Genomic DNA, 19,024 nt, shown 5'->3' with positions numbered 1-19,024 from the left:
AGTCCCGGCCGCACCGATGGTGTCGCGATGTGGCGGGTTCGGCAGCACACTTGGGTCCTGGCTCGGCGACCGAGGGGGATCGTGTTGACGAAGCGGACCGCGGAACTGCACCCGTCCGACCGGACGGAGGTGTTACGGCTGCTGGAGCGCGCCGTGGCGGGAGAGCGACGGCGCAGACGCCCGGAGGACGCCGAGGAACTGCTGCGCAGGGGACGTGCGGCACTCGACGGCATCGCCGAGGAGGCCGCGGGCGAGTACGCCGCCTACGCGGCGGCGCGGCACGCCGAACGCGCCGGGCGGCGCACCGCGATCCGCACCCCCGCCCTGGTGACCGCCGTGTCGGCGGTCGCGGCGTGCGTGGCCGACCTCGGCTGGGGTACCGGCGCCGGTACGGCGCTGGGCACCGGCGCGGTCGTCGCCGTGGCGGGGGCGGCCACGACGGCGGCCCGTTCCGCGCGCGGGTCCGGCGCGGGCGGCGGGCGCACCGGCGAACTGCGCCGCGCCTGGCTGGAGGCGGTCGACCGGCGCGGCGTCCGCCCGTTCCTGGAACGGCAGCTCACCGCGCCCGCCCCGGCGCCCGCGCCGGGTCCGGCCCTGCCGGCGCAACGGCGCACCGACCGCAGCGCCGCGGCGCGCGGCCGCAGCGCACTGGAGCAGTCCTTCGCGCAACTTCCCGCCACCGACGGGCCGTTCACCGGCCGCCGGGACCATCTGCGGCAGATCGCGCAGTGGGTCCACCAGGCCCGGGTGTCCCCCGCCAGCGGGCCCGTGGTGGTCGTGCTGCACGGTCCGGCCGGCTCCGGGCGCACCACGCTGGCCGTCCGTGCCGCGCAGCAGCTGAAGGACCAGTTCCGCGGCGCGTGCGTGGTCGATCTGCGGGGCGCGGCCCCCGGCGAGCGGCCGCTGCCCACCCGGGACGCGCTGCTGCACCTGCTGAACCGGCTGGGGGCGCCCCGCGAGCAGTTGCTCTTCCGCGAGCGCACCTCGCAGGAGCAGCATCTGCGGCGCCTGGCCGACGAGTACCAGAAGCGGCTGACGGGTGTCCCGGTCGTCGTCGTCCTGGACGACGCGGCCGACGCCGGTCAGGTCCGGGCCCTGGTCCCCGAGCGGTCCGACAGCCTCGTGCTGGTCACCGCGGCCGGGCCGCTGGCACTGGACGTCCCGGCGGCGCGCGTCCACGACCTTGCCGTGGAGCCCCTGACGGCCGGTGCCTCGCGGAAGTTGCTGGCCGCGCTCGGCGGGGACAGCGGGGACGGCACCGACGCGGGCGCCGGCGCCGAGAAGATCCGGCGGCTGTGCGGCGGCCTCCCGCTGGCGCTGCGCATCGCCGGCAGTTCGCTGTCCGAACGCGGGGTCGAGGTCCTGGCCGCGGAGCTCGCCGCCTACGGGCCGGTCGACCCGGTCGAGCGGGCGCTGGCGCTGCGCTACCACGACCAGCCCGAGCCGGCCCGCAGGCTGCTGCGGCGCCTGGCGCTGGCCGGGCGCACCAGTCTCGGCGCGGCGGCGGCCGCGGCGCTGCTGGCGGCCGACGAGCAGGAGGCGGGACGACGGCTGGGCGAACTGGCCGCGGCCGGGCTCATCGAGCACGTGCGCGGCAGCCGCTACCGGCTGCACGACCTCGTACGCCGCTTCGCGCACGCGCGCCTGCTCGACGAGGAGGACCCGGACGAGCGGGCCGCCGCCCAGGAGCGGCTGATCCGCAGCTACGCCGAACTCGCGGACTCCGTGATCCGCCTGGTGGACGGCCGCACCTCCACCCGCGCGGACCGGTTCGGGCCGCAGGGCTTCGCCTCGCTGGACCTGGCGCTGCGCTGGCTGGACGAGGAGTCCAGCTTCATCACCGCCGCCCTGCGGCATGCCGAAGGCGTCGACCAGCGGGTCGTGCAGCACCTGTTGGGCGCGCTGTGCGACTACTGCCTGCTGCGCGGCGACCTGTACCGGCTGGGCGAGATCAGCGAGCTGGCGCAGCGGCACCAGCGGGAGGCCGACCAGAACGTGCTGGTGCGCTCCGTGCAGTGGCGCACCGGCATCGCCGCCCGGCAGCTCGGCGAGCTCGACAAGGCCCGTTCCACGCTGTCGTCCGTGGTCGACCTGTACTTCGAGGCGCAGCACCCGGCGGGCGCCGCCCGCGCGTTGTGCAGTCTCGGCATCACGCTCCAGCAGCAGGGCAGCCTGCACGAGGCGGAGGAGAAGCTCCGTGAGGCCCTGGAGCTGCAGGCGGCCGAGGAACTGCGCGCCGACCGGGCGTGGACGCAGCACGCGCTGGCGGCGGTGCTGCGCGACGCGGGCCGGCTGGCGGAGGCCCACGACCTGCTGACCGAGTCGCTGGCCCTGCACCGCGAGAGCGAGAGCGTGCACGGCCAGGCGTGGGCCCATCTCCAGCTGGGGCAGTGGCAGCTGGCGGTCGGCGACGCGGACCGCGGCGAGGCCGAACTCCGGGCCGCGGGCGAGTGCTACGCCGCCACCCGCGATCCGCGCGGCACCGCCTGGACGGCCACCCAGCTCGCCCGTGCCCGGCTGCTGCGCGGCGACGCCCCGGCCGCCCAGCGGGTCCTGGGCGACGCCCTGACGCGCCACCGGGCCAACGAGGACGCCCGCGGCGAGGCCTGGTCGCTGTACTACCTCGGCCAGGCGCTGGAGGAGGCGGGCGAACTCGACCCCGCGCTGCGGGCCCTGGAGCGTTCCCGCACGATGTTCAGCCGCATGCGGGACGTCTACGGGCTGGCCTGCGCCCGGCACCACTCGGCGCGGGTCACCCGCGACCAGCGCGCCGCCCTCACCGGCAATCTCCGCAACAGCGGCTTCGCCCGCCAGTTGCTCCAGGACGCCCGCGCCGACTTCCGCCGCATCGGCGTGCCGCACGGCGAGGCCTGGTCCTGCGTCGAACTGGCCGTGATAGACGCGGGCAACGGCCGTGTCCCGGAGGCGCTGGAGCTGCTGCGGGACGCCGAACGCCTCTTCACCGCCCTGCCGGACCGCCGCGGAGCGGACTGGTCGCGCTTCCTGCAGTGCACGCTGCTGCCGCTACTGACCGAGGATGGAGCCGCCGAGGCGCGCGAGGGGCTGTCCACGCTGCTGCGGGACACCTACCAGGGGCGCGACCTGGACCTGGAGGAGTACGCCGAGGCGTACGCGCTGCTGCTGGAGCGCGGCGTCGAGCCGGGCACGCCGTGGGAGGCCTGGCGGCTGGGCATGGTGCCCTCACGCGGGGCGCGGATGGCGATGACACCGCCACCGGCGGACCGCGCCTCCGACCGGCGCCCTGGCTGAACGCGAGGGGGGGCCGGGGCCCCGCGTCAAGGCATGCCGCAACCCCGGGCGGTCTCCGCCCGGGGTTCCGCGGCGTGGTGCGGCTGCCGGATCAGCCGGCGCGGCCGGCGCCCTTGCCGGGACCCGGCTCCGCGTCGGCGGCGGGGTCCGGCTCCTCGACGAAGTCGATCTTGTGCATCTGCTTGTTCATGTTCTTCATCAGCCACCACAGGGAGAGGCCGATGAGGGCGAAGATGATGAAGCCCAGGAGTCCGGGCGTCACCTTGTTCTCGTCGAGGTCCTTGACGGCGAGAGGAACGAGCTGGGCTGCGGCCGTGCCGAATGTCGCGTTCACGCGCTCAATTCTCCCGGATGCCCGCGAAGAGGTCGTCCTCGGGGAGGGTGGTCTCCACGCGGGACTGCGCGAGCTCGTAGTCCTCGTTCGGCCAGACCTCCTTCTGGATGTCCATCGGCACGTGGAACCAGGCGCCGTCGGGGTCGATCTGGGTGGCGTGCGCGAGCAGCGCCTTGTCCCGGATCTCGAAGAAGTCGGCGCACGGCACGTGGGTCGTCAGGGAGCGCTCGGGCCGGTCGAAGGTCTTCCACCGCTCCAGCCACTCCCCGTACGGGGACTCCAGGCCGCGGGCGAGCAGCGCCTCGTGCAGGGCGACGGTGCGCTGCCGGTTGAAGCCCTGGTTGTAGTAGAGCTTCAGCGGCGTCCAGGGCTCGCCGGCCTCGGGGTAGCGCTCCGGGTCGCCGGCGGCGTCGAAGGCGATCGCCGAGATCTTGTGGGTCATGATGTGGTCGGGGTGCGGGTACCCGCCGTTCTCGTCGTACGTGGTGATCACGTGCGGACGGAACTCGCGGATGAGCCGCACCAGCGTCCCGGCGGCCTCGTCCACGTCCTGCAGGGCGAAGCAGCCCTCGGGCAGCGGCGGCAGCGGGTCGCCCTCGGGAAGGCCGGAGTCGACGTAGCCGAGCCATGCCTGCTTGACGCCCAGGATCTCGCGGGCCTCGTCCATCTCCTTGGCCCGGACCTCGTGGATGTGCTCCTCGATGTACGCGTCGCCCTGGAGCTTGGGATTGAGTACGGAACCGCGCTCGCCTCCCGTGCAGGTGGCGACCAGGACGTCGACGCCTTCGGAGACGTACTTGGCCATGGTGGCCGCGCCCTTGCTCGACTCGTCGTCGGGGTGGGCGTGCACGGCCATCAGTCGCAGCTGATCGGTCAAGGTTGGATCCTCAGTCGGGGGGTACGAGTAGCGACTTCTATAGTGACCGAAGCAAGGGGCTGATTAATTCCAGGGCGGGATTCCCCGCCCCCGGGAGGACTGATCGATGAGCGCGGTGACCCGGCAGGTGCCCGAGGGCCGGTACGGCCGGAGCACGGACGCGGACGCCCGCGCCGACCGCAAACTCAAGGTCATCGGTGCCGTTCTGGGCGCGTTGACGCTGGTCCTGCTGGTCTGGATCGGCTGGGACAAGATCGCCGGCACGGAGGTCAGCGGCCAGGTCATCACCTTCCAGGTGGTCTCCGACCACGAGGTCCAGGTCCATCTGGAAGTGCGCAAGAACACGGACGTCACCGCGGTGTGCACCCTGCGCTCGGTCGCCGAGGACCACTCCGAGGTGGGCCGCCGGGATGTCCGCCTCAATCAGCACAGCGGTCACGTGGACACCGTGGTCACCATTCGCACCACCGGTCGCGGGACTTCCGCGGAGCTGATCGGCTGCCAGCCGACACACTGATCACGCCCCCTCGGCAGGTACCCCGCTGACCTGCGCTGATGCCTTCTTGATGATTTTCCCCTCGCCGTTTGTCGGGGGGAATTGTTAGGCTCGTGGTTTCGCCCTCCCGCGAAGACGCATCTTTCTGGGTAGGGCGTTCATTTGTAAGCAAGCGAGTACCGACGAGGAGCACCTGTGACCCAGACCAGTGAGAACGTCACCTGGCTGACCCAGGAGGCGTACGACCAGCTCAAGGCCGAGCTGGAGCATCTGTCTGGTCCGGCGCGCGCCGAGATCGTCGCCAAGATCGAGGAAGCCCGCCAGGAAGGCGATCTCAAGGAGAACGCCGGCTATCACGCGGCGCGTGAGGACCAGGGCAAGCTCGAGCTCCGGATCCGCCAGCTGACGCAGCTGCTGCAGCACGCCAAGGTGGGCGAGGCCCCGGCGGACAACGGCGTTGTCGCGCCCGGCATGGTCGTCACCATCGCCTTCGACGGCGACCCGGACGACACGCTGACCTTCCTGCTCGGCTCGCGCGAGTACGTGTCGTCGGACCTGGAGACCTACTCGCCGCAGTCCCCGCTCGGCTCGGGCGTGAACGGCAAGAAGGTCGGCGAGAGCGCGAGCTACGAGCTCCCCAACGGCAAGAAGGCCTCGGTGAAGATCATCGAGGCGAAGCCGTACAGCGGCTGACCACGGCGGGCGCCGGCACACCGGCACCCCTGCCCACGGACACAACGGAGCCCCCGGCCTCGACGGCCGGGGGCTCCTCGTGCGTCCGCGCCCTACGCGGTCGCGGAGCGGTACTTGCGCACGGCCAGGGTGCGGAAGACCACGATGATCACGACCGACCAGATCACCGAGGCCAGCGCCGGGTGCTGCATCGGCCAGACGTCCGCCGCCCGGTAGCCCTCCGGGAGGTTGCCGAACAGCTCACGGCAGGCCAGCACGGTGGAGCTGAAGGGGTTCCACTCGGCGATGTGCCGCAGCCACGGGGTCATCTGGTTGGAGTCCACGAAGGCGTTCGAGATGAACGTCAGCGGGAACAGCCAGATCAGGCCGCCGGAGGTGGCCGCCTCCGGGGTGCGGACCGACAGGCCGATCAGGGCGCCGATCCAGGAGAACGCGTAGCCGAGCAGGAGCAGCAGCGCGAACGCCGCGATCGCCTTGGGCAGGCCCTCGTGGATGCGCCAGCCGACGAGCAGCGCGACGATCGCGAGCACGACGACGGTCAGCGCCGTCTGCACCAGGTCCGCCAGGGTGCGGCCGGTGAGGACCGCGCCGCGGGCCATGGGCAGCGACCGGAAGCGGTCGATGAGGCCCTTGTGCATGTCGTCGGCGATGCCCGCGCCCGCGCCGGCGGTCGCGAAGGTGACGGTCTGGGCGAAGATGCCCGCCATCAGGAACTCGCGGTAGACGGAGGGGCTCGTGGAGCCGCCGACGTTCATCGAGCCGCCGAAGACGTAGCTGAACAGCACCACGAACATGATCGGCTGGACGAGGCCGAAGATGACGACCTCGGGGATCCGCATCATGCGGATCAGGTTGCGCTGGGCGACCACCAGCGAGTCGCGCACGGACTGCACGAACGCGTTGGTGGGGCGCGGCGTGGCGGTGGGTACCGCATCGGTCGCCGTGGTCACTGGGACTCCTCTTCCTTCTCCTCGGCGGCGTGGCCGGTGAGCGACATGAAGACATCGTCGAGCGTGGGGCGGCGCAGCCCGATGTCGTCGATCTCGATGCCGCGGGTGTCCAGTTCGCGGATGACCTCCGCGAGCAGCTTCGCGCCGCCGGTGACCGGCACGGTGATCCGGCGGGTGTGGTTGTCGAGGGACGTGTCGCCCTTGCCGAACCCCCGGAGCACCTCGGTGGCCGTGGCCAGGTGCTCGCGGTCGTGCACGACGACCTCGACGCGCTCGCCGCCGGTGCGTGCCTTGAGCTCGTCGGAGGTGCCGCGCGCGATGACCTTGCCGTGGTCGATCACGCAGATGTCGTGCGCGAGGTGGTCGGCCTCCTCCAGGTACTGCGTGGTGAGCAGCAGGGTGGTGCCGCCGGCCACGAGGTCCTGGATGACCTCCCACAGGGCGAGGCGGTTGCGCGGGTCGAGTCCGGTGGTCGGCTCGTCCATGAACATCACCGGCGGCCGGACGACCAGCGCGGCCGCCAGATCGAGGCGGCGGCGCATGCCGCCGGAGTACGTCTTGGCCGTGCGGTCGGCGGCCTCGGCGAGGTTGAAACGCTCCAGCAGCTCGGTGGCCCGCGCCTTCGCGTCGCGCGCGGACATCTGGTAGAGCCGCCCGACCATCTGCAGGTTCTCGCGGCCGGTCAGGTACTCGTCGACGGCGGCGAACTGCCCGGAGAGGCCGATCTGCCGGCGCACCTCGTTGGGGTGCTTGAGCACGTCGATCCCGGCGACGACGGCCTTGCCGCTGTCCGGCTGCAGCAAGGTGGTCAGGACGCGGACGGCGGTGGTCTTCCCGGCTCCGTTAGGGCCGAGCAGACCCAGGACGGTGCCTTCGGGGACGTCGAGGTCCACTCCGTCCAGTGCCCGTACGTCGCCGAAGGTCTTCACCAGACCTTCGGCGTGGATGGCGCCTGGCATGCGTTGTCTCCCCTTCAGGGCGTGAGTGAGATGTGGGGGATGAACGGGCGTGCGGCCGGAGCGGCGGCACACGTCGATACATCGCGAGCATCCCAGACGCGATATATCGCGTCAACCGGTTTTTCTCGCGGCACCCTCTCCCGCGTTCCACCGCGTCCGCAACACCTGCGTCCAGCCTGCCGCACACCACTGACAATCGGGCCCCGCTTCCGCCCCGTCCTGCCGGCGAGAGCACTGACGCGCAGGTCAGAGCAGCACATACCCCGCGGACCGCAGTGCGGAGCCCACCGCCTCGCGGTGCTCGGGCCCCCGCGTCTCCAGCCGCAGCTCGACCTCGGCCTCGGTCAGCCCGAGCCGGGGGTCGGTACGGACGTGCGCGATGTCCAGCACATTGGCGTCGTTCGCCGACAGGATCCCCAGCAGCGCCGCCAGGGCACCCGGCCGGTCCGTGAGCCGCAGCCGGAACGACAGGTACCGGCCGGCCGCGGACATACCGTGTCGAAGGATACGCTCCATGAGCAACGGGTCGACATTGCCGCCCGACAGCACGGCCACCACCGGCCCCTCGAACGCCTCCGGCCGGGCCAGCAGCGCCGCCACCGGGCTCGCCCCCGCCGGCTCGACGACCTGCTTGGCCCGCTCCAGGCAGAGCAGCAGCGCCCTGGACAGCTCGTCCTCGCTGACCGTGTGCACGTCGTCCAGCAGGTCCCGGATGATGCCGAACGGCACGTCCCCGGGGCTGCCCACCTTGATGCCGTCCGCCATGGTCGCCACCGAGTCCAGCACCACCGGCCGTCCGGCCCGCAGCGACGGCGGGTACGCGGCCGCGCCCTCCGCCTGCACGCCGATCACGCGGACGTCGGAGCGCACCGACTTCACCGCCAGGGCCACACCCGCGGCGAGCCCGCCGCCGCCGACTCCGACCACGATCGTGCGCACTTCCGGGCACTGGTCGAGGATCTCCAGCCCCACCGTGCCCTGGCCCGCGATGATGTCGGGGTGGTCGAAGGGATGGATGAAGACGGCACCGGTCTCCTCCGCGTACACGCGGGCGGCGTGCAGCGTCTCGTCCACCACCTGCCCCTCCATCCGCACCTGGGCCCCGTACTCGCGGGTCGCCGCGATCTTCGGCAGCGGTGCGCCGACCGGCATGAAGACGGTGGAGCGCACCCCCAGCAGCGAGGCGGCCAGCGCCACGCCCTGCGCGTGGTTGCCCGCGCTCGCCGCGACGACCCCGGCCGCCCGCTCCTCCGGCCGCAGCCCGGCGATCCGCACATAGGCGCCGCGCACCTTGAAGGAACCGGTGCGCTGCAGGTTCTCGCACTTGAGGTGCACGGGCGCGGACACCAGGCCGGACAGGTAGCGGCTGCCCTCCATCGGGGTGGTCCGCGCGACCCCGGAGAGCATCTTGTGCGCACCGCGGACGTCGTCGATCGTGACCGGGTGCGAGGGGGGCGGGCCCGCCGGACGGCGCACGGGACGTACAGGACTTGCCGGGCTTTCCATGAGCCCCAGTCTTGCAGCCGCGTGCCCGGGGAGCCGGGACGGAGCAGTTTTCCCCGGCGGGGTCCCGGGGTGACGCTCTCCGCGTACTCTTCTCCCAACCTTCGCAGGACCGACAGAACGCGAGCTTCCGGCCATGCCCATTCCCTCGGAGACAACGACCGACCTCCTGGAGCGCCTGCAGCACCAGGTGGCACTCTTCGCCCGGCGCGCGGAGCAGACCCGTCTGGGTGGCGTCGGCAAGGCCCGCAACTCCATGGACCGGGCCGCATACCTGCTGCTCAACCGCTTGGACAACGAGGGGCCGATGGGCGTCAAGGCGCTCGCCGAGGGCATGGGCATCGACTCCTCGACCGTCACCCGGCAGGTCGCGCCGCTCGTCGACAGCGGTCTGGTCAAGCGCACCTCGCACCCCGAGGACGGGCGTGCGGTCGTCCTCGCGCTCTCCCCCCGGGGGCGCACGCGCCTCGAAGAGGTGCGCACTTCGCGCCGCGAGCTCATGTCGGTCGTGACGGAGGACTGGACCGGGCAGGAACGGGAGATCTTCACCGATCTCCTCGGCCGCTTCAACTCCGCGTTGGCGGACTATCACACGGCGATGACAACCGGGGACGAGCAGAGCTCTTGACCTGAGGTCACCGTCTGCCGTCCCATGGCGCTGTGGGAGAGCGCCGGGCGGCAGCGGAACGCCTGCGCGACGCCGAGTTCGCGGCGTTCGCGGCGGGTGCGGCAGGGCGTCTTCTGCACGCCGCGACGCTGCTCACCGGCGACCGCGACGAGGGTTCCGAGTTACTGTTCGCCGCGCTGTCCCGGACGTACGCGGACTGGTTCCGGCTGCGCGGCGAGGACCCGTACGTCCACACCCGCGGTGAGATCGTCCGCCGCTTCGCGCTCCGGCCCCGGTGGCGGCGGCCGCGCGGCGGACTGCTCGGCACGCTGACCGTCCAGGAGCGGCTGGTGGTCGTCCTGCGGCTCTACGAGGGGATCGCCGAGGAACAGACCGCCGCGCAGCTCGGCATGCCGGTCGACCGGGTGCGCGCGGTGTGCCTGCGGGCCACGACCGTCCTGCGCAACCCTCGGCCCTCGGCCGGGCCCGCGCCCCGGGTGCGGGAGGCTGCCTCATGACGCCGTGGGACCGCAAGGAGGACGAGGTCCGCAGACTGCTGGACGGGCCGCACCCCGTCGTCCCGGTGGGCCTCGCCCCCCGGGCCGCCGAACAGGGCAGGCGCCTCGTGGCGCGCCGCCGCGTCCTGCACCTCGTCCTGTGGGTGCTGCTGCTGGCCGTCCTGGCCGCCGCCCTGGTGGCGGCCGCCCTGTGGTGGCCGGACCCGCAGCCGTTGCAGACGACACCCCTGGTCTACTGGTAGCGGACGCCGCGCGGGGCGCGGCGCCCGCGCCCCGCGTCACCCGAGGGCGTGCCGCAGGTCCTCCAGCAGGTCGTCGACGGACTCGATGCCCACCGACAGGCGCACCAGGTCGGCCGGCACCTCCAGCGCCGAACCGGCGGCCGAGGCGTGCGTCATCCGGCCCGGGTGCTCGATCAGCGACTCCACGCCGCCCAGCGACTCCCCGAGGGTGAACAGCCGGGCCCGGTTGCAGACCTCGACCGCCGCCTCCTCGCCGCCGGCGACCCGGAACGAGACCATGCCGCCGAAGCGCTTCATCTGCTTGGCCGCGACGTCGTGCCCCGCGTGCTCGGCCAGGCCCGGGTAGAAGACCTGGGTGACCTTCGGGTGGGTGGAGAGCAGGTCCGCGACCTTCTCCGCGTTGTCGCTGTGCCGGTCCATGCGCACCGCGAGGGTCTTGATGCCGCGCATGACCAGCCAGGCGTCGAAGGGGCCGGCCACCGCGCCCATCGCGTTCTGGTGGTACGCCAGTTCCTCGCCGAGGCCCGCCTCGGCCGCGATCAGCGCGCCGCCGACCACGTCGGAGTGGCCGCCCATGTACTTGGTCGTGGAGTGCACGACCACGTCCGCGCCCAGCGCCAGCGGCTGCTGGAGGTAGGGGCTGGCGAAGGTGTTGTCGACCACGAGCCGGGCGTCCGCGCCGCGCGCGATGTCCGCCAGCACGGCGATGTCGGTGATGCCGAGCAGCGGGTTGCTGGGCGTCTCGACCCAGATGAGCCTGGTGTTGGGGCGGATCTCGGCCCGCACCGCCGCCGGGTCCGAGGTGTCGGCGACCGACCACTGCACGCCCCAGCGCTCCACGACCTTGGCGAAGAGCCGGAAGGTGCCGCCGTAGGCGTCGTTCGGGATGACGACGTGGTCGCCGGGCTTCAGGACGGTCCGCAGCAGGCAGTCCTCGGCCGCCAGCCCCGACGCGAAGGCCAGGCCCCGCCGGCCGCCCTCCAGTGCCGCGAGGTTCTCCTCCAGCGCGGTGCGGGTGGGATTGGCGCTGCGGCTGTACTCGTAGCCGCCGCGCAGCCCGCCGACGCCGTCCTGCTTGTACGTGGAGACCTGGTAGATCGGCGTCACGACGGCCCCGGTCTGGGCGTCGGCCGCCTGACCCGCGTGGATCGCGAGGGTCTCGAAGTTCTGGTGCTGCTGCTCGCTCATAGCGCCGAGCGTAGTGCGACCGACGGCACGGGGGTGTGCCGGCCGGGCGCGCGTACGCTTGCTCATCATGGAATTCCTCTGGGTGCTGTACGGAGTGCTCCTGATCGCCGCCGTCGTGATGTGGCCCCGCCTGCGGCGCGGCCGCGCCGAGTGGGCCAGGGCGGCGGCCGACCCCGCCCTGTACGGGTTCGTGTCCCAGGACATGATCGACATCCGGCTGCCGGGGCCCGACCCCGAACTGACCCAGGCCCTCACCGCGACCCAGCGGACCCAGGACTGGCACGCGGTGTCCGCCCTGCTCAAGGGCACGCCGGTGGAGGGCGAGGCCCGCTGGCAGCGGGTCCAGACGCTGGCCGGGGCCGCCTCGGTGGAGCTGAAGCGCGCGCCCGGCAAGGGCGGGGCGTGGCTGCGCACCTGGCGGGTGGAGGAACCGAAGGACCCCGGCGGCGCCGCCGTCCAGGCCGCGTTCCTGGTGCAGCAGGCGCGGCGCGCCCCGGCGAGCTCGCCCGACGTGCCGATGATCCTGGAGGAGGCCCGAAGCGTCGCCGCGGAGGCCGCGCTGCTGGCGCCGGGCGACCCGGTCCCGTACATCGTCGACCTCGCCGCGGACGGCGACTTCACGGCCTCCTGGGAGAAGATCACCGCCCGTGCCCCGCACCACATGGGCGCGCACCTCGTCGCGCTGTCCCGGCTGCCCGAGGACGCGGCCCGCGACTTCGCCGAGCGCGCCGCCGCCTCCGGGCCCGAGGGCAGCCTGCTGCCGGCGCTGCCGCTCTTCCAGGTCTTCGCGTACCTGCCGGAGCTCATCCTGACCAGCAGCTTCTACCAGAGCGAGGTCATCTCCCGGGCCGTCGGCGGCGCCCTCTACGCCACCGAGCACGCCTCCTCCAACGACCCGGTGCTGCCCCTGGTCCGGCACCTGCTGATCTCCTTCCTGGTGCGGGCCGAGCGCTACCCCGAGGCGGTCGAACAGATCCGCCACGTCGACGGCTTCGCGGGCGCCGCCCCCTGGTCGTACGCCGACGACCCCGCAGCCGCGTACGCCCTCTACCGCGCCCAGGCCATCGCCGGCCTCCAGCGCAACTCCGCCCCGGGCCCGGCCCGTTGACGGCGACGTCCTTCCCCCACCACGGCCTGCGCCTGCCCTCCGCCGAGGAGGCGCTGCCCGGCCGCGCCGCCCCGCTGCACACCGTGCCCGCGCGGCACCTCCTGCTGGGCACCCCGCTCGCCGGCCCCTACCCAGCGGGACTGGAGGTCGCCGATCTCGCCCTCGGCTGCTTCTGGGGCGCCGAGCGCACCTTCTGGCGCCTGCCCGGCGTGTGGACCACCCTCGTCGGCTACCAGGGCGGCCACACCGAGCACCCCGCCTACGAGGAGGTCTGCAGCGGCCTCACCGGCCACGCGGAGACGGTGCGCGTGGTCTTCGACCCCGCGCTCCTCCCCTACGACGAGGTCCTGCGCACCTTCTGGGAGGCCCACGACCCCACCCAGGGCTACCGCCAGGGCCACGACCACGGCACCCAGTACCGCTCCGCCCTGCGCACCCACTCCCCGCACCGGCACGCCGCCGCCCTCGCCTCCCGCGAGCGCTACGCCGCCGCCCTCCGCGCCGCCGGCCACGGCCCCGTCACCACCGAGATCGCCCCCGCCGGCCCCTTCTACCCCGCCGAGGCCCGCCACCAGCAGTACCTCGCCCAGAACCCCGCAGGCCACTGCGGCATCGGCGGCACGGGCGTGGCCTGCCCGACCGGGGCGGCGGGTACCGGGCGATGACCTCGCCCTCGGCGGGCGGCCGGGTGCGGTGGGCTGCCCGGTAACCGTTCGGCCTTCCCCGTGGCAGTGCCCGGTTCGGGCGCGGGAAGTCACTCACGCGTGAGCGCGGGGCGGTGGGTGCCGTGGGGCCCTGGCTCACTCGATCGAGGGCCGGCGTCCGGCTTCGGCTGAGTAGGCTGACGCGAGGGACAGGAATCAGCCCATGGGAGAACCGATGACCGCCTCTACCGCCGGGCAGCCACTTATCCCTCGGCCGCCCGCCACCGTGACGGCGTTGCGCCAGGCCATCGCGCAGATCGCGCCGGCTGCTCTGCCCGCGTTCACACGCGAACTCGATGAGGCGGCGGATCAGTCCCGCCAGGGCTCGGACCTCGCCCCGTTGTGGCGATTCATCGCGCAGTGGTCCACCTACGTGCACATCCAGCGACACCCGACCCTGGCCGCGGACATGCGGCACTGGGAAGAAGTGGCGGCATCGGGCGACGCCGTCCAGGCCGGCAAAGCCGCGTCGGAGATCGGCCGCATCCTCGACGCCGCCCACGCCGCCGTCGCGGTTCACCAGCGGTGAGCGACTGGCGCTGGGACTACGATCCGGACCACGCGCATGTCACTGGCGGCCTTCCCCGTTTCGTCGTCGCCGAAGTGGAGCGGCTCGCCGGGCAGTTGACCGAACTGGCCGCCACGGGCGTCGATGTCAGTGACTTCGGCAGCGGCCCCCGACCCGGTGGTCTGCGGCACATGGACGCGGCAGGGGGCTGGTTCTACTTCCTGGTGGCCCCGCGGGCCCGGCTCCTGGTCGTGGTGAGGATCATCCCGCCCTTCGACGCCGCCTGAAGGTACCCGCACAACTCATGGAGCCGGCAACTGCACCGGCGCGGGCCCGCTGCTGTCGCGGACCGTCAGGCGGGGCTCGATGAGGTGGACCCCGGGGGAGGCCGCGGAGGGGTCCGCGCCGAGTTTGGTCATGACGAGGTCGACGGCTCGGCGGCCCATCTCCTCCGCCGGTATGGCGACGGAGGTCAGGCGGGGTGCCGACTGGTTGGCGACCTGGTCGGGGCAGACGGCGACGACGGAGACGTCCTCGGGGACGGCGCGGCCCCGTTGGCGCAGGAAGGACAGGAGGGGACCGATGGCGGCCTCGTTCTGGACGACGAGCGCGGTGGTGCCGGGCCGTTCGTCGAAGATGCGGGAGACCGTGCCGGCGGTGGACTCCCAACTGCCCTCGCAGGGGCGGTGTATGAGCCGTACGCCGCGTGCGGCGGCGCGGGTGCGCAGTCCCTGGAGGGTGCGTTCGGCGAAGCCGGTGTGCCGCTGGTAGACCGCGGCGGCCTCGCCGACGACGGCGATGTCGCGGTGCCCGAGATCCGCGAGGTGGTCGACGCAGAGCGCGCCGGTGGCCTCGAAGTCGAGGTCGACGCAGGTCAGTCCTACGCGGTCGGCGGGCAGGCCGACGAGGACGGCGGGCCGGTCGCCGGCGCGGAGCAACGGGATGCGCTCGTCGTGGAGTTCGACGTCCATGAGGATCATCGCGTCGGCCAGTCCGCTCGCGGCGACCCGGCGCACCGCGGTGGGTCCCTCCTCGCCGGTGAGCAGCAGCACGTCGTGGCCGTGCTGCCGCGCGGTGGTGGCGACGGCGATGGCGATCTCCATCATGACGGGGACGTACATGTCTGTACGCAACGGCACCATCAGGGCGATGATGTTGGACCGGCTGCTGGCCAACGCGCGGGCGCCGGCGTGGGGGTGGTAGCCGAGTTCCTGGATGCTGCCCTCGACCCGGTGCCGTGTGGCCTCGGAGATGGACCGTTTGCCGCTGAGGACGTACGACACGGTGCTGGCGGAGACTCCGGCGTGCCGGGCGACCTCGGCGAGCGTGACCATCCGGCGGCTCCCTCGGGTGTGCGGGCGGCGAGTACGGCGAGGCGCTGGTGGTGAAGCGCTTCGACAGCAGACCGTATCCATTGCCCGGATCCCTGTCCAGAGAAGTGTCGAAGCGCTTCAACGCACCCCCCACGCGCCTCGCACGGACGGGCGGAGGACACTTGGCCGAATCTGAGACGGTGTTTACCTGTGGGGCTCTGGAGACTCCAAGGACGCAGGCGGATACTGAGCAGTAAGGAGGCGGGGGGGCTCGCCGGGGGGATCGCCGCGGGGGGAACATCGCGTGCGCGTGCCCGGGAAGCGGCTCCCGCGTGTCATGACACAGACACCAGGGGAGAAGTTGCACGCACAGTGGAGCAAGGCGCGCGCGTCAGCGCTCGCAGCGGGGGTCGTCGCGGTACTGACCGCGGGCGTCGCGCTGCCGGCCGCCGCGGCGGGACCCGCGGGAACGCCGGGAGCACAGCAGTCGACCGACGCCGTCACCGCCCGGAAGGCCGGCGGGCCGACCTGGATCACCCTGATCACCGGTGACCAGGTCGCCGTGAACGCCAAGGGCACGCCCGTCGCCGTCAAGCGCGCGAAGGGCCGCGAAGGCATACCGGTGCAGACCCGCCGGCAGAACGGCCATGTCTACGTCGTCCCGCAGGACGCGACGCAGCTCATCGCGCAGGGCCGGGTGGACCGCCGGCTCTTCGACGTGACCACCCTCAGCCGCGCGGAGTACCGCAAGGCGGCGGAGCGGCACGGCCTCGGGCTGATCGTCACGTACAAGGGCGGGGCGTCGGACGCCAGGTCCGAGCTGCACGCGGCCGAGGGCACGAAGGTGACGCACACCTTCTCGCGGCTGAACGGCGAGTCCGTCACCGCCCCGGAGAAGGACGCGTCCGACGTCTGGTCGGCGCTGACCAACGACAGAAACGGTTCTCCGTACGCCTCGGCCGAGTCCGGCCTGGGCACCGTCTGGCTGAACGCGATCCAGAAGGCCGCGCTCGACAAGAGCGTGCCGCAGATCGGCGCGCCGACCGCGTGGGCCGCCGGCTACGACGGCACGGGCATCAAGATCGCCGTACTGGACACCGGAGTCGACACCCGCCACCCGGACCTGCCCGCGGGCACCAAGGTGGTGAAGGCCGAGAACTTCTCGGACGCCGCCGACGTCACCGACCACTTCGGCCACGGCACCCACGTCGCCTCCATCGCGGCCGGCACCGGCGCGAAGTCGGGCGGCAAGTACAAGGGCGTCGCCCCGGGCGCGCAGATCATCAGCGGCAAGGTGCTGGACGACGAGGGCTTCGGTGACGACGCCGGCATCATCAAGGGCCTGGAGTGGGCCGCCGCGCAGGGCGCCAGGATCGTCAACCTGAGCCTCGGCGGCACCGACACCCCGGGTGTCGACCCGATCGAGGCGACCGTCAACCGGCTGTCCGCCGGCCCCGACGCCCCCCTGTTCGTCATCGCGGCGGGCAACGAGGGCGAGGAGGCCGAGGACTCCACCATCGGCTCGCCCGGCAGTGCGGACGCGGCGCTGACCGTCGGAGCCGTCGACAAGAACGACAGCCTCGCCGACTTCTCCTCGCGCGGTCCGCGCGTGGGCGACGGCGCGATCAAGCCCGATGTCACCGCCCCCGGCGTGGACATCACCGCGGCCGCGGCCAAGGGCAGTGTCATCGACACCGACCCGGACGTCCCGCACCCCGCGGACGGCTACCTGACCATCTCCGGCACCTCCATGGCGACCCCGCACGTCGCGGGCGCCGCGGCGATCCTCGCCCAGGAGCACCCGGACTGGACGGGCCAGCAGATCAAGGCGGTGCTGATCGGGTCCGCGGAGGACGGCGGCTACACCCCCTTCCAGCAGGGTTCCGGCCGGATCGACGTGGCCCGTGCCATCGGGCAGAGCGTCGTCGCCGAGCCGGCGTCGCTGAACTTCGGCACGGCGCTGTGGCCGCACAGCGACGACCCGAGGGTGACGAAGACCGTCACCTACCGGAACTCCGGTCAGCAGGACGTCACGCTCGACCTGTCGCTCACCGGCCAGGGGCCGCGCGGCGGCGCCGCACCGGCGGGCTTCTTCGCCCTGGACAAGCAGCAGGTGACCGTCCCGGCGGGCGGCACCGCCGAGGCGACCGTGACCGTCGACTCCACCCTCGGCGGCACCGTCGACGGCGCCTACAGCGCCTACGTGGTGGCCACCGGCGGCGGCCGGACCGTCCGCACCGCGGCGGCCGTGGTCCGCGAGACCGAGGCGTACAACCTCACGATCAAGAACGTGGACCGCACCGGACACGCGGCCGCGGCCTTCGACACGCTGGTCACGAACCTGGACGGCCTCGACGCCCCCCAGGAACTGACCGCCGGCAGCACCACGCTGCGGGTACCCAAGGGCACCTTCAGCGTGGACAGCCTGATCATGAAGCTGCAGGCGGACGGCGAGACCCCGCAGAGCGCGGACTGGCTGAGCCGCCCGGTGGTGAAGATCACCGGCGACACCACGCTGACCTTCGACGCGCGTGCCGCGAAGCCCTTCGTCTTCAAGCTGCCCGACTCCGCGGCCAAGCAGACCGACCTCTCCGTCGGCTACAGCCTGGCCTACGGCGACGGCGGCGGCGGGCTGAGCTTCGACACCGGCACCATGACCGACTTCCGCACCGCGTACCTCGGCCCCCAGCTCTCCTCGTCCCAGCTGCAGGCCTCCGTCGCGGGTGTCTTCCAGCACGGCTCGAAGGTCTTCAACGTGGCCTACGGGCGCACCGCGTCCTTCTTCACGGGCTTCACCAAGACCGTGGCGAGCGGCGACCTGGCCACGATCGGCAACACGGCCGGCGCCCCGGCGGCCGGCAAGTACGGCCTGCTGTTCAACGTCCCGGCGGTCAACGAGTCCCCGGTCATGGCGAGCGGTTTCCCCGCCAAGCTGCCGTACACCAGGACCGTGTACCTCAACGCCACCGGCGTCAGCTGGACCCAGGTCTTCGCGCAGTACGGCGTCGGGGCGATGCCCGAGGCGCAGTGGTTCGTCGACGACCGCCTCTACGCCAAGGGCAAGAACTACAGCCGCGTCTGGAACGTCGGCGTCTTCGGCCCGAAGCTCGACGCCGAGTCGGGGCTGTTCCGTTCGGGGGACGAGATCTACGGCGGCGTGAACAGCTTCGCCGACGGATCGGGCCACCCGGGGTTCTCCGTCCATGACAAGGCCACCACGACCCTCTACCGGAACGGCACGAAGATCGGGACCGTCAACGACGGCCTGGACGACGGTGCCACCTTCACCGTCCCGGGCGGAAAGGCCACCTACCGGCTCACCACCACGGTGACCCGCAGCAAGCCCTCCTCCGTCAGCACGGGTGTCGCCACGTCCTGGACGTTCACCTCCCAGCACGCCTCGCCCTTCGACGAGGTGCGGCTGCCGGCTTCCGTGGTCCGCTTCACCCCGGCACTGAGCACGTCGAGCACCTCCGCGGCCGGCCTCACCAAGACCATCCCGGTCACGGTCCAGGGCTCGGCCGCCGGCTCCAACCTCAAGTCGCTGAAGGTGTACTGGTCCACCGACGGCGGCGCTCACTGGAAAGCGCTCACCGTCAAGAGCGGCAAGGTGACGCTGAAGAACCCCAAGGCCGGTACGGGCGTCTCGCTCATGGCCGTGGTGAGCGACAAGAAGGGCAACACGCTCTCCGAGTCGATCTACAACGCCTACCGCACGCAGTAGGCCGCGCGGGCCGATCGGGCCCGGGGAAGC

General features: G+C 72.5%; 18 protein-coding genes. 11 read left to right on the top strand and 7 right to left on the bottom strand.

Features of this window, described 5'->3' with window-relative positions; genetic code table 11:
• Window positions 1–105 precede the first annotated feature (105 nt).
• Window positions 106–3,270, top strand: a complete 3,165-nt coding sequence (locus ACFYXS_RS25600) for a tetratricopeptide repeat protein (RefSeq protein ID WP_389252293.1) — start codon at window positions 106–108, stop codon at window positions 3,268–3,270.
• 91 nt (window positions 3,271–3,361) lie between these two features.
• On the opposite strand, the gene ACFYXS_RS25595 is transcribed toward ACFYXS_RS25600, so the two are convergent.
• Window positions 3,362–3,604 (bottom strand): hypothetical protein, encoded by a 243-nt coding sequence (locus tag ACFYXS_RS25595; RefSeq protein ID WP_389252066.1) that lies wholly within the window; start codon window positions 3,602–3,604, stop codon window positions 3,362–3,364.
• A 4-nt stretch (window positions 3,605–3,608) separates the two neighbouring features.
• Window positions 3,609–4,481 carry a mycothiol conjugate amidase Mca gene (gene mca / locus ACFYXS_RS25590; protein ID WP_389252064.1) on the bottom strand — a complete coding sequence of 291 codons (873 nt, stop codon included), beginning with the start codon at window positions 4,479–4,481 and terminating at the stop codon, window positions 3,609–3,611.
• A gap of 106 nt (window positions 4,482–4,587) precedes the next feature.
• On the opposite strand from mca, the gene ACFYXS_RS25585 reads away from it, so the two are divergent.
• Both ACFYXS_RS25585 and greA read left to right on the top strand, forming a co-directional pair.
• Complete coding sequence (locus tag ACFYXS_RS25585) at window positions 4,588–4,998, top strand: DUF4307 domain-containing protein (RefSeq protein ID WP_389252062.1); 411 nt, start codon at window positions 4,588–4,590, stop codon at window positions 4,996–4,998.
• 174 nt (window positions 4,999–5,172) lie between these two features.
• Entirely contained in the window at window positions 5,173–5,670 is a 498-nt protein-coding gene (gene greA, locus ACFYXS_RS25580; protein ID WP_389252060.1) for a transcription elongation factor GreA, read from the top strand.
• A 92-nt stretch (window positions 5,671–5,762) separates the two neighbouring features.
• Here the strand turns inward: greA and ACFYXS_RS25575 are convergent, their stop codons facing one another.
• The 3 genes from ACFYXS_RS25575 to ilvA all read right to left on the bottom strand — a co-directional run bounded on the left by ACFYXS_RS25575 (window position 5,763) and on the right by ilvA (window position 8,986).
• Entirely contained in the window at window positions 5,763–6,620 is an 858-nt protein-coding gene (locus tag ACFYXS_RS25575) for an ABC transporter permease (protein ID WP_389252058.1), read from the bottom strand.
• Window positions 6,617–7,579 carry an ATP-binding cassette domain-containing protein gene (locus tag ACFYXS_RS25570; protein ID WP_389252056.1) on the bottom strand — a complete coding sequence of 321 codons (963 nt, stop codon included), beginning with the start codon at window positions 7,577–7,579 and terminating at the stop codon, window positions 6,617–6,619. The genes ACFYXS_RS25575 and ACFYXS_RS25570 overlap by 4 nt, the downstream gene beginning before the upstream one ends.
• 246 nt (window positions 7,580–7,825) lie before the next feature.
• Window positions 7,826–8,986 carry a threonine ammonia-lyase gene (gene ilvA / locus ACFYXS_RS25565; protein WP_389252291.1) on the bottom strand — a complete coding sequence of 387 codons (1,161 nt, stop codon included), beginning with the start codon at window positions 8,984–8,986 and terminating at the stop codon, window positions 7,826–7,828.
• A gap of 232 nt (window positions 8,987–9,218) precedes the next feature.
• Here ilvA and ACFYXS_RS25560 point away from each other — a divergent pair, with 232 nt between their 5' ends.
• From ACFYXS_RS25560 to ACFYXS_RS25550, 3 genes are read left to right on the top strand one after another with little or no spacing between them, the layout of a single operon-like run.
• Window positions 9,219–9,710, top strand: coding sequence for a MarR family winged helix-turn-helix transcriptional regulator (locus ACFYXS_RS25560; protein WP_389252054.1), 492 nt, complete (start codon window positions 9,219–9,221; stop codon window positions 9,708–9,710).
• Window positions 9,711–9,742: 32 nt separating this feature from the next.
• Window positions 9,743–10,207 (top strand): sigma factor-like helix-turn-helix DNA-binding protein, encoded by a 465-nt coding sequence (locus ACFYXS_RS25555; protein ID WP_389252052.1) that lies wholly within the window; start codon window positions 9,743–9,745, stop codon window positions 10,205–10,207.
• Window positions 10,204–10,449, top strand: coding sequence for a hypothetical protein (locus tag ACFYXS_RS25550; RefSeq protein WP_389252050.1), 246 nt, complete (start codon window positions 10,204–10,206; stop codon window positions 10,447–10,449). Before ACFYXS_RS25555 ends, ACFYXS_RS25550 begins: the two co-directional genes overlap by 4 nt.
• A 36-nt stretch (window positions 10,450–10,485) precedes the next feature.
• Here ACFYXS_RS25550 and ACFYXS_RS25545 read toward each other — a convergent pair whose 3' ends face one another.
• On the bottom strand, window positions 10,486–11,637 hold the full coding sequence (locus tag ACFYXS_RS25545) for a cystathionine gamma-synthase (RefSeq protein WP_389252048.1): 1,152 nt from the start codon (window positions 11,635–11,637) through the stop codon (window positions 10,486–10,488).
• A gap of 67 nt (window positions 11,638–11,704) precedes the next feature.
• Here ACFYXS_RS25545 and ACFYXS_RS25540 point away from each other — a divergent pair, with 67 nt between their 5' ends.
• From ACFYXS_RS25540 to ACFYXS_RS25525, 4 genes are all read left to right on the top strand, one after another.
• Window positions 11,705–12,745 (top strand): hypothetical protein, encoded by a 1,041-nt coding sequence (locus ACFYXS_RS25540; protein ID WP_389252046.1) that lies wholly within the window; start codon window positions 11,705–11,707, stop codon window positions 12,743–12,745.
• Window positions 12,742–13,410, top strand: coding sequence for a peptide-methionine (S)-S-oxide reductase MsrA (gene msrA, locus ACFYXS_RS25535; protein WP_389252044.1), 669 nt, complete (start codon window positions 12,742–12,744; stop codon window positions 13,408–13,410). The genes ACFYXS_RS25540 and msrA overlap by 4 nt, the downstream gene beginning before the upstream one ends.
• Window positions 13,411–13,624: 214 nt before the next feature.
• Window positions 13,625–13,978 carry a DUF6247 family protein gene (locus ACFYXS_RS25530; RefSeq protein ID WP_389252289.1) on the top strand — a complete coding sequence of 118 codons (354 nt, stop codon included), beginning with the start codon at window positions 13,625–13,627 and terminating at the stop codon, window positions 13,976–13,978.
• Window positions 13,975–14,244: a hypothetical protein gene (locus ACFYXS_RS25525; protein ID WP_389252042.1), complete on the top strand. Its 270-nt coding sequence runs from the start codon at window positions 13,975–13,977 to the stop codon at window positions 14,242–14,244. The genes ACFYXS_RS25530 and ACFYXS_RS25525 overlap by 4 nt, the downstream gene beginning before the upstream one ends.
• A gap of 15 nt (window positions 14,245–14,259) precedes the next feature.
• Here the strand turns inward: ACFYXS_RS25525 and ACFYXS_RS25520 are convergent, their stop codons facing one another.
• Window positions 14,260–15,291, bottom strand: coding sequence for a LacI family DNA-binding transcriptional regulator (locus tag ACFYXS_RS25520; RefSeq protein ID WP_389252040.1), 1,032 nt, complete (start codon window positions 15,289–15,291; stop codon window positions 14,260–14,262).
• Between the two features lie 316 nt (window positions 15,292–15,607).
• Here ACFYXS_RS25520 and ACFYXS_RS25515 point away from each other — a divergent pair, with 316 nt between their 5' ends.
• Window positions 15,608–18,994 carry a S8 family serine peptidase gene (locus ACFYXS_RS25515; protein WP_389252038.1) on the top strand — a complete coding sequence of 1,129 codons (3,387 nt, stop codon included), beginning with the start codon at window positions 15,608–15,610 and terminating at the stop codon, window positions 18,992–18,994.
• Window positions 18,995–19,024: the final 30 nt, after the last annotated feature.

The sequence above is a fragment of the Streptomyces sp. NPDC002574 genome (assembly GCF_042889545.1).
Lineage (GTDB): Bacteria > Actinomycetota > Actinomycetes > Streptomycetales > Streptomycetaceae > Actinacidiphila.
This window is presented reverse-complemented; position numbering and strand designations above follow the sequence as displayed.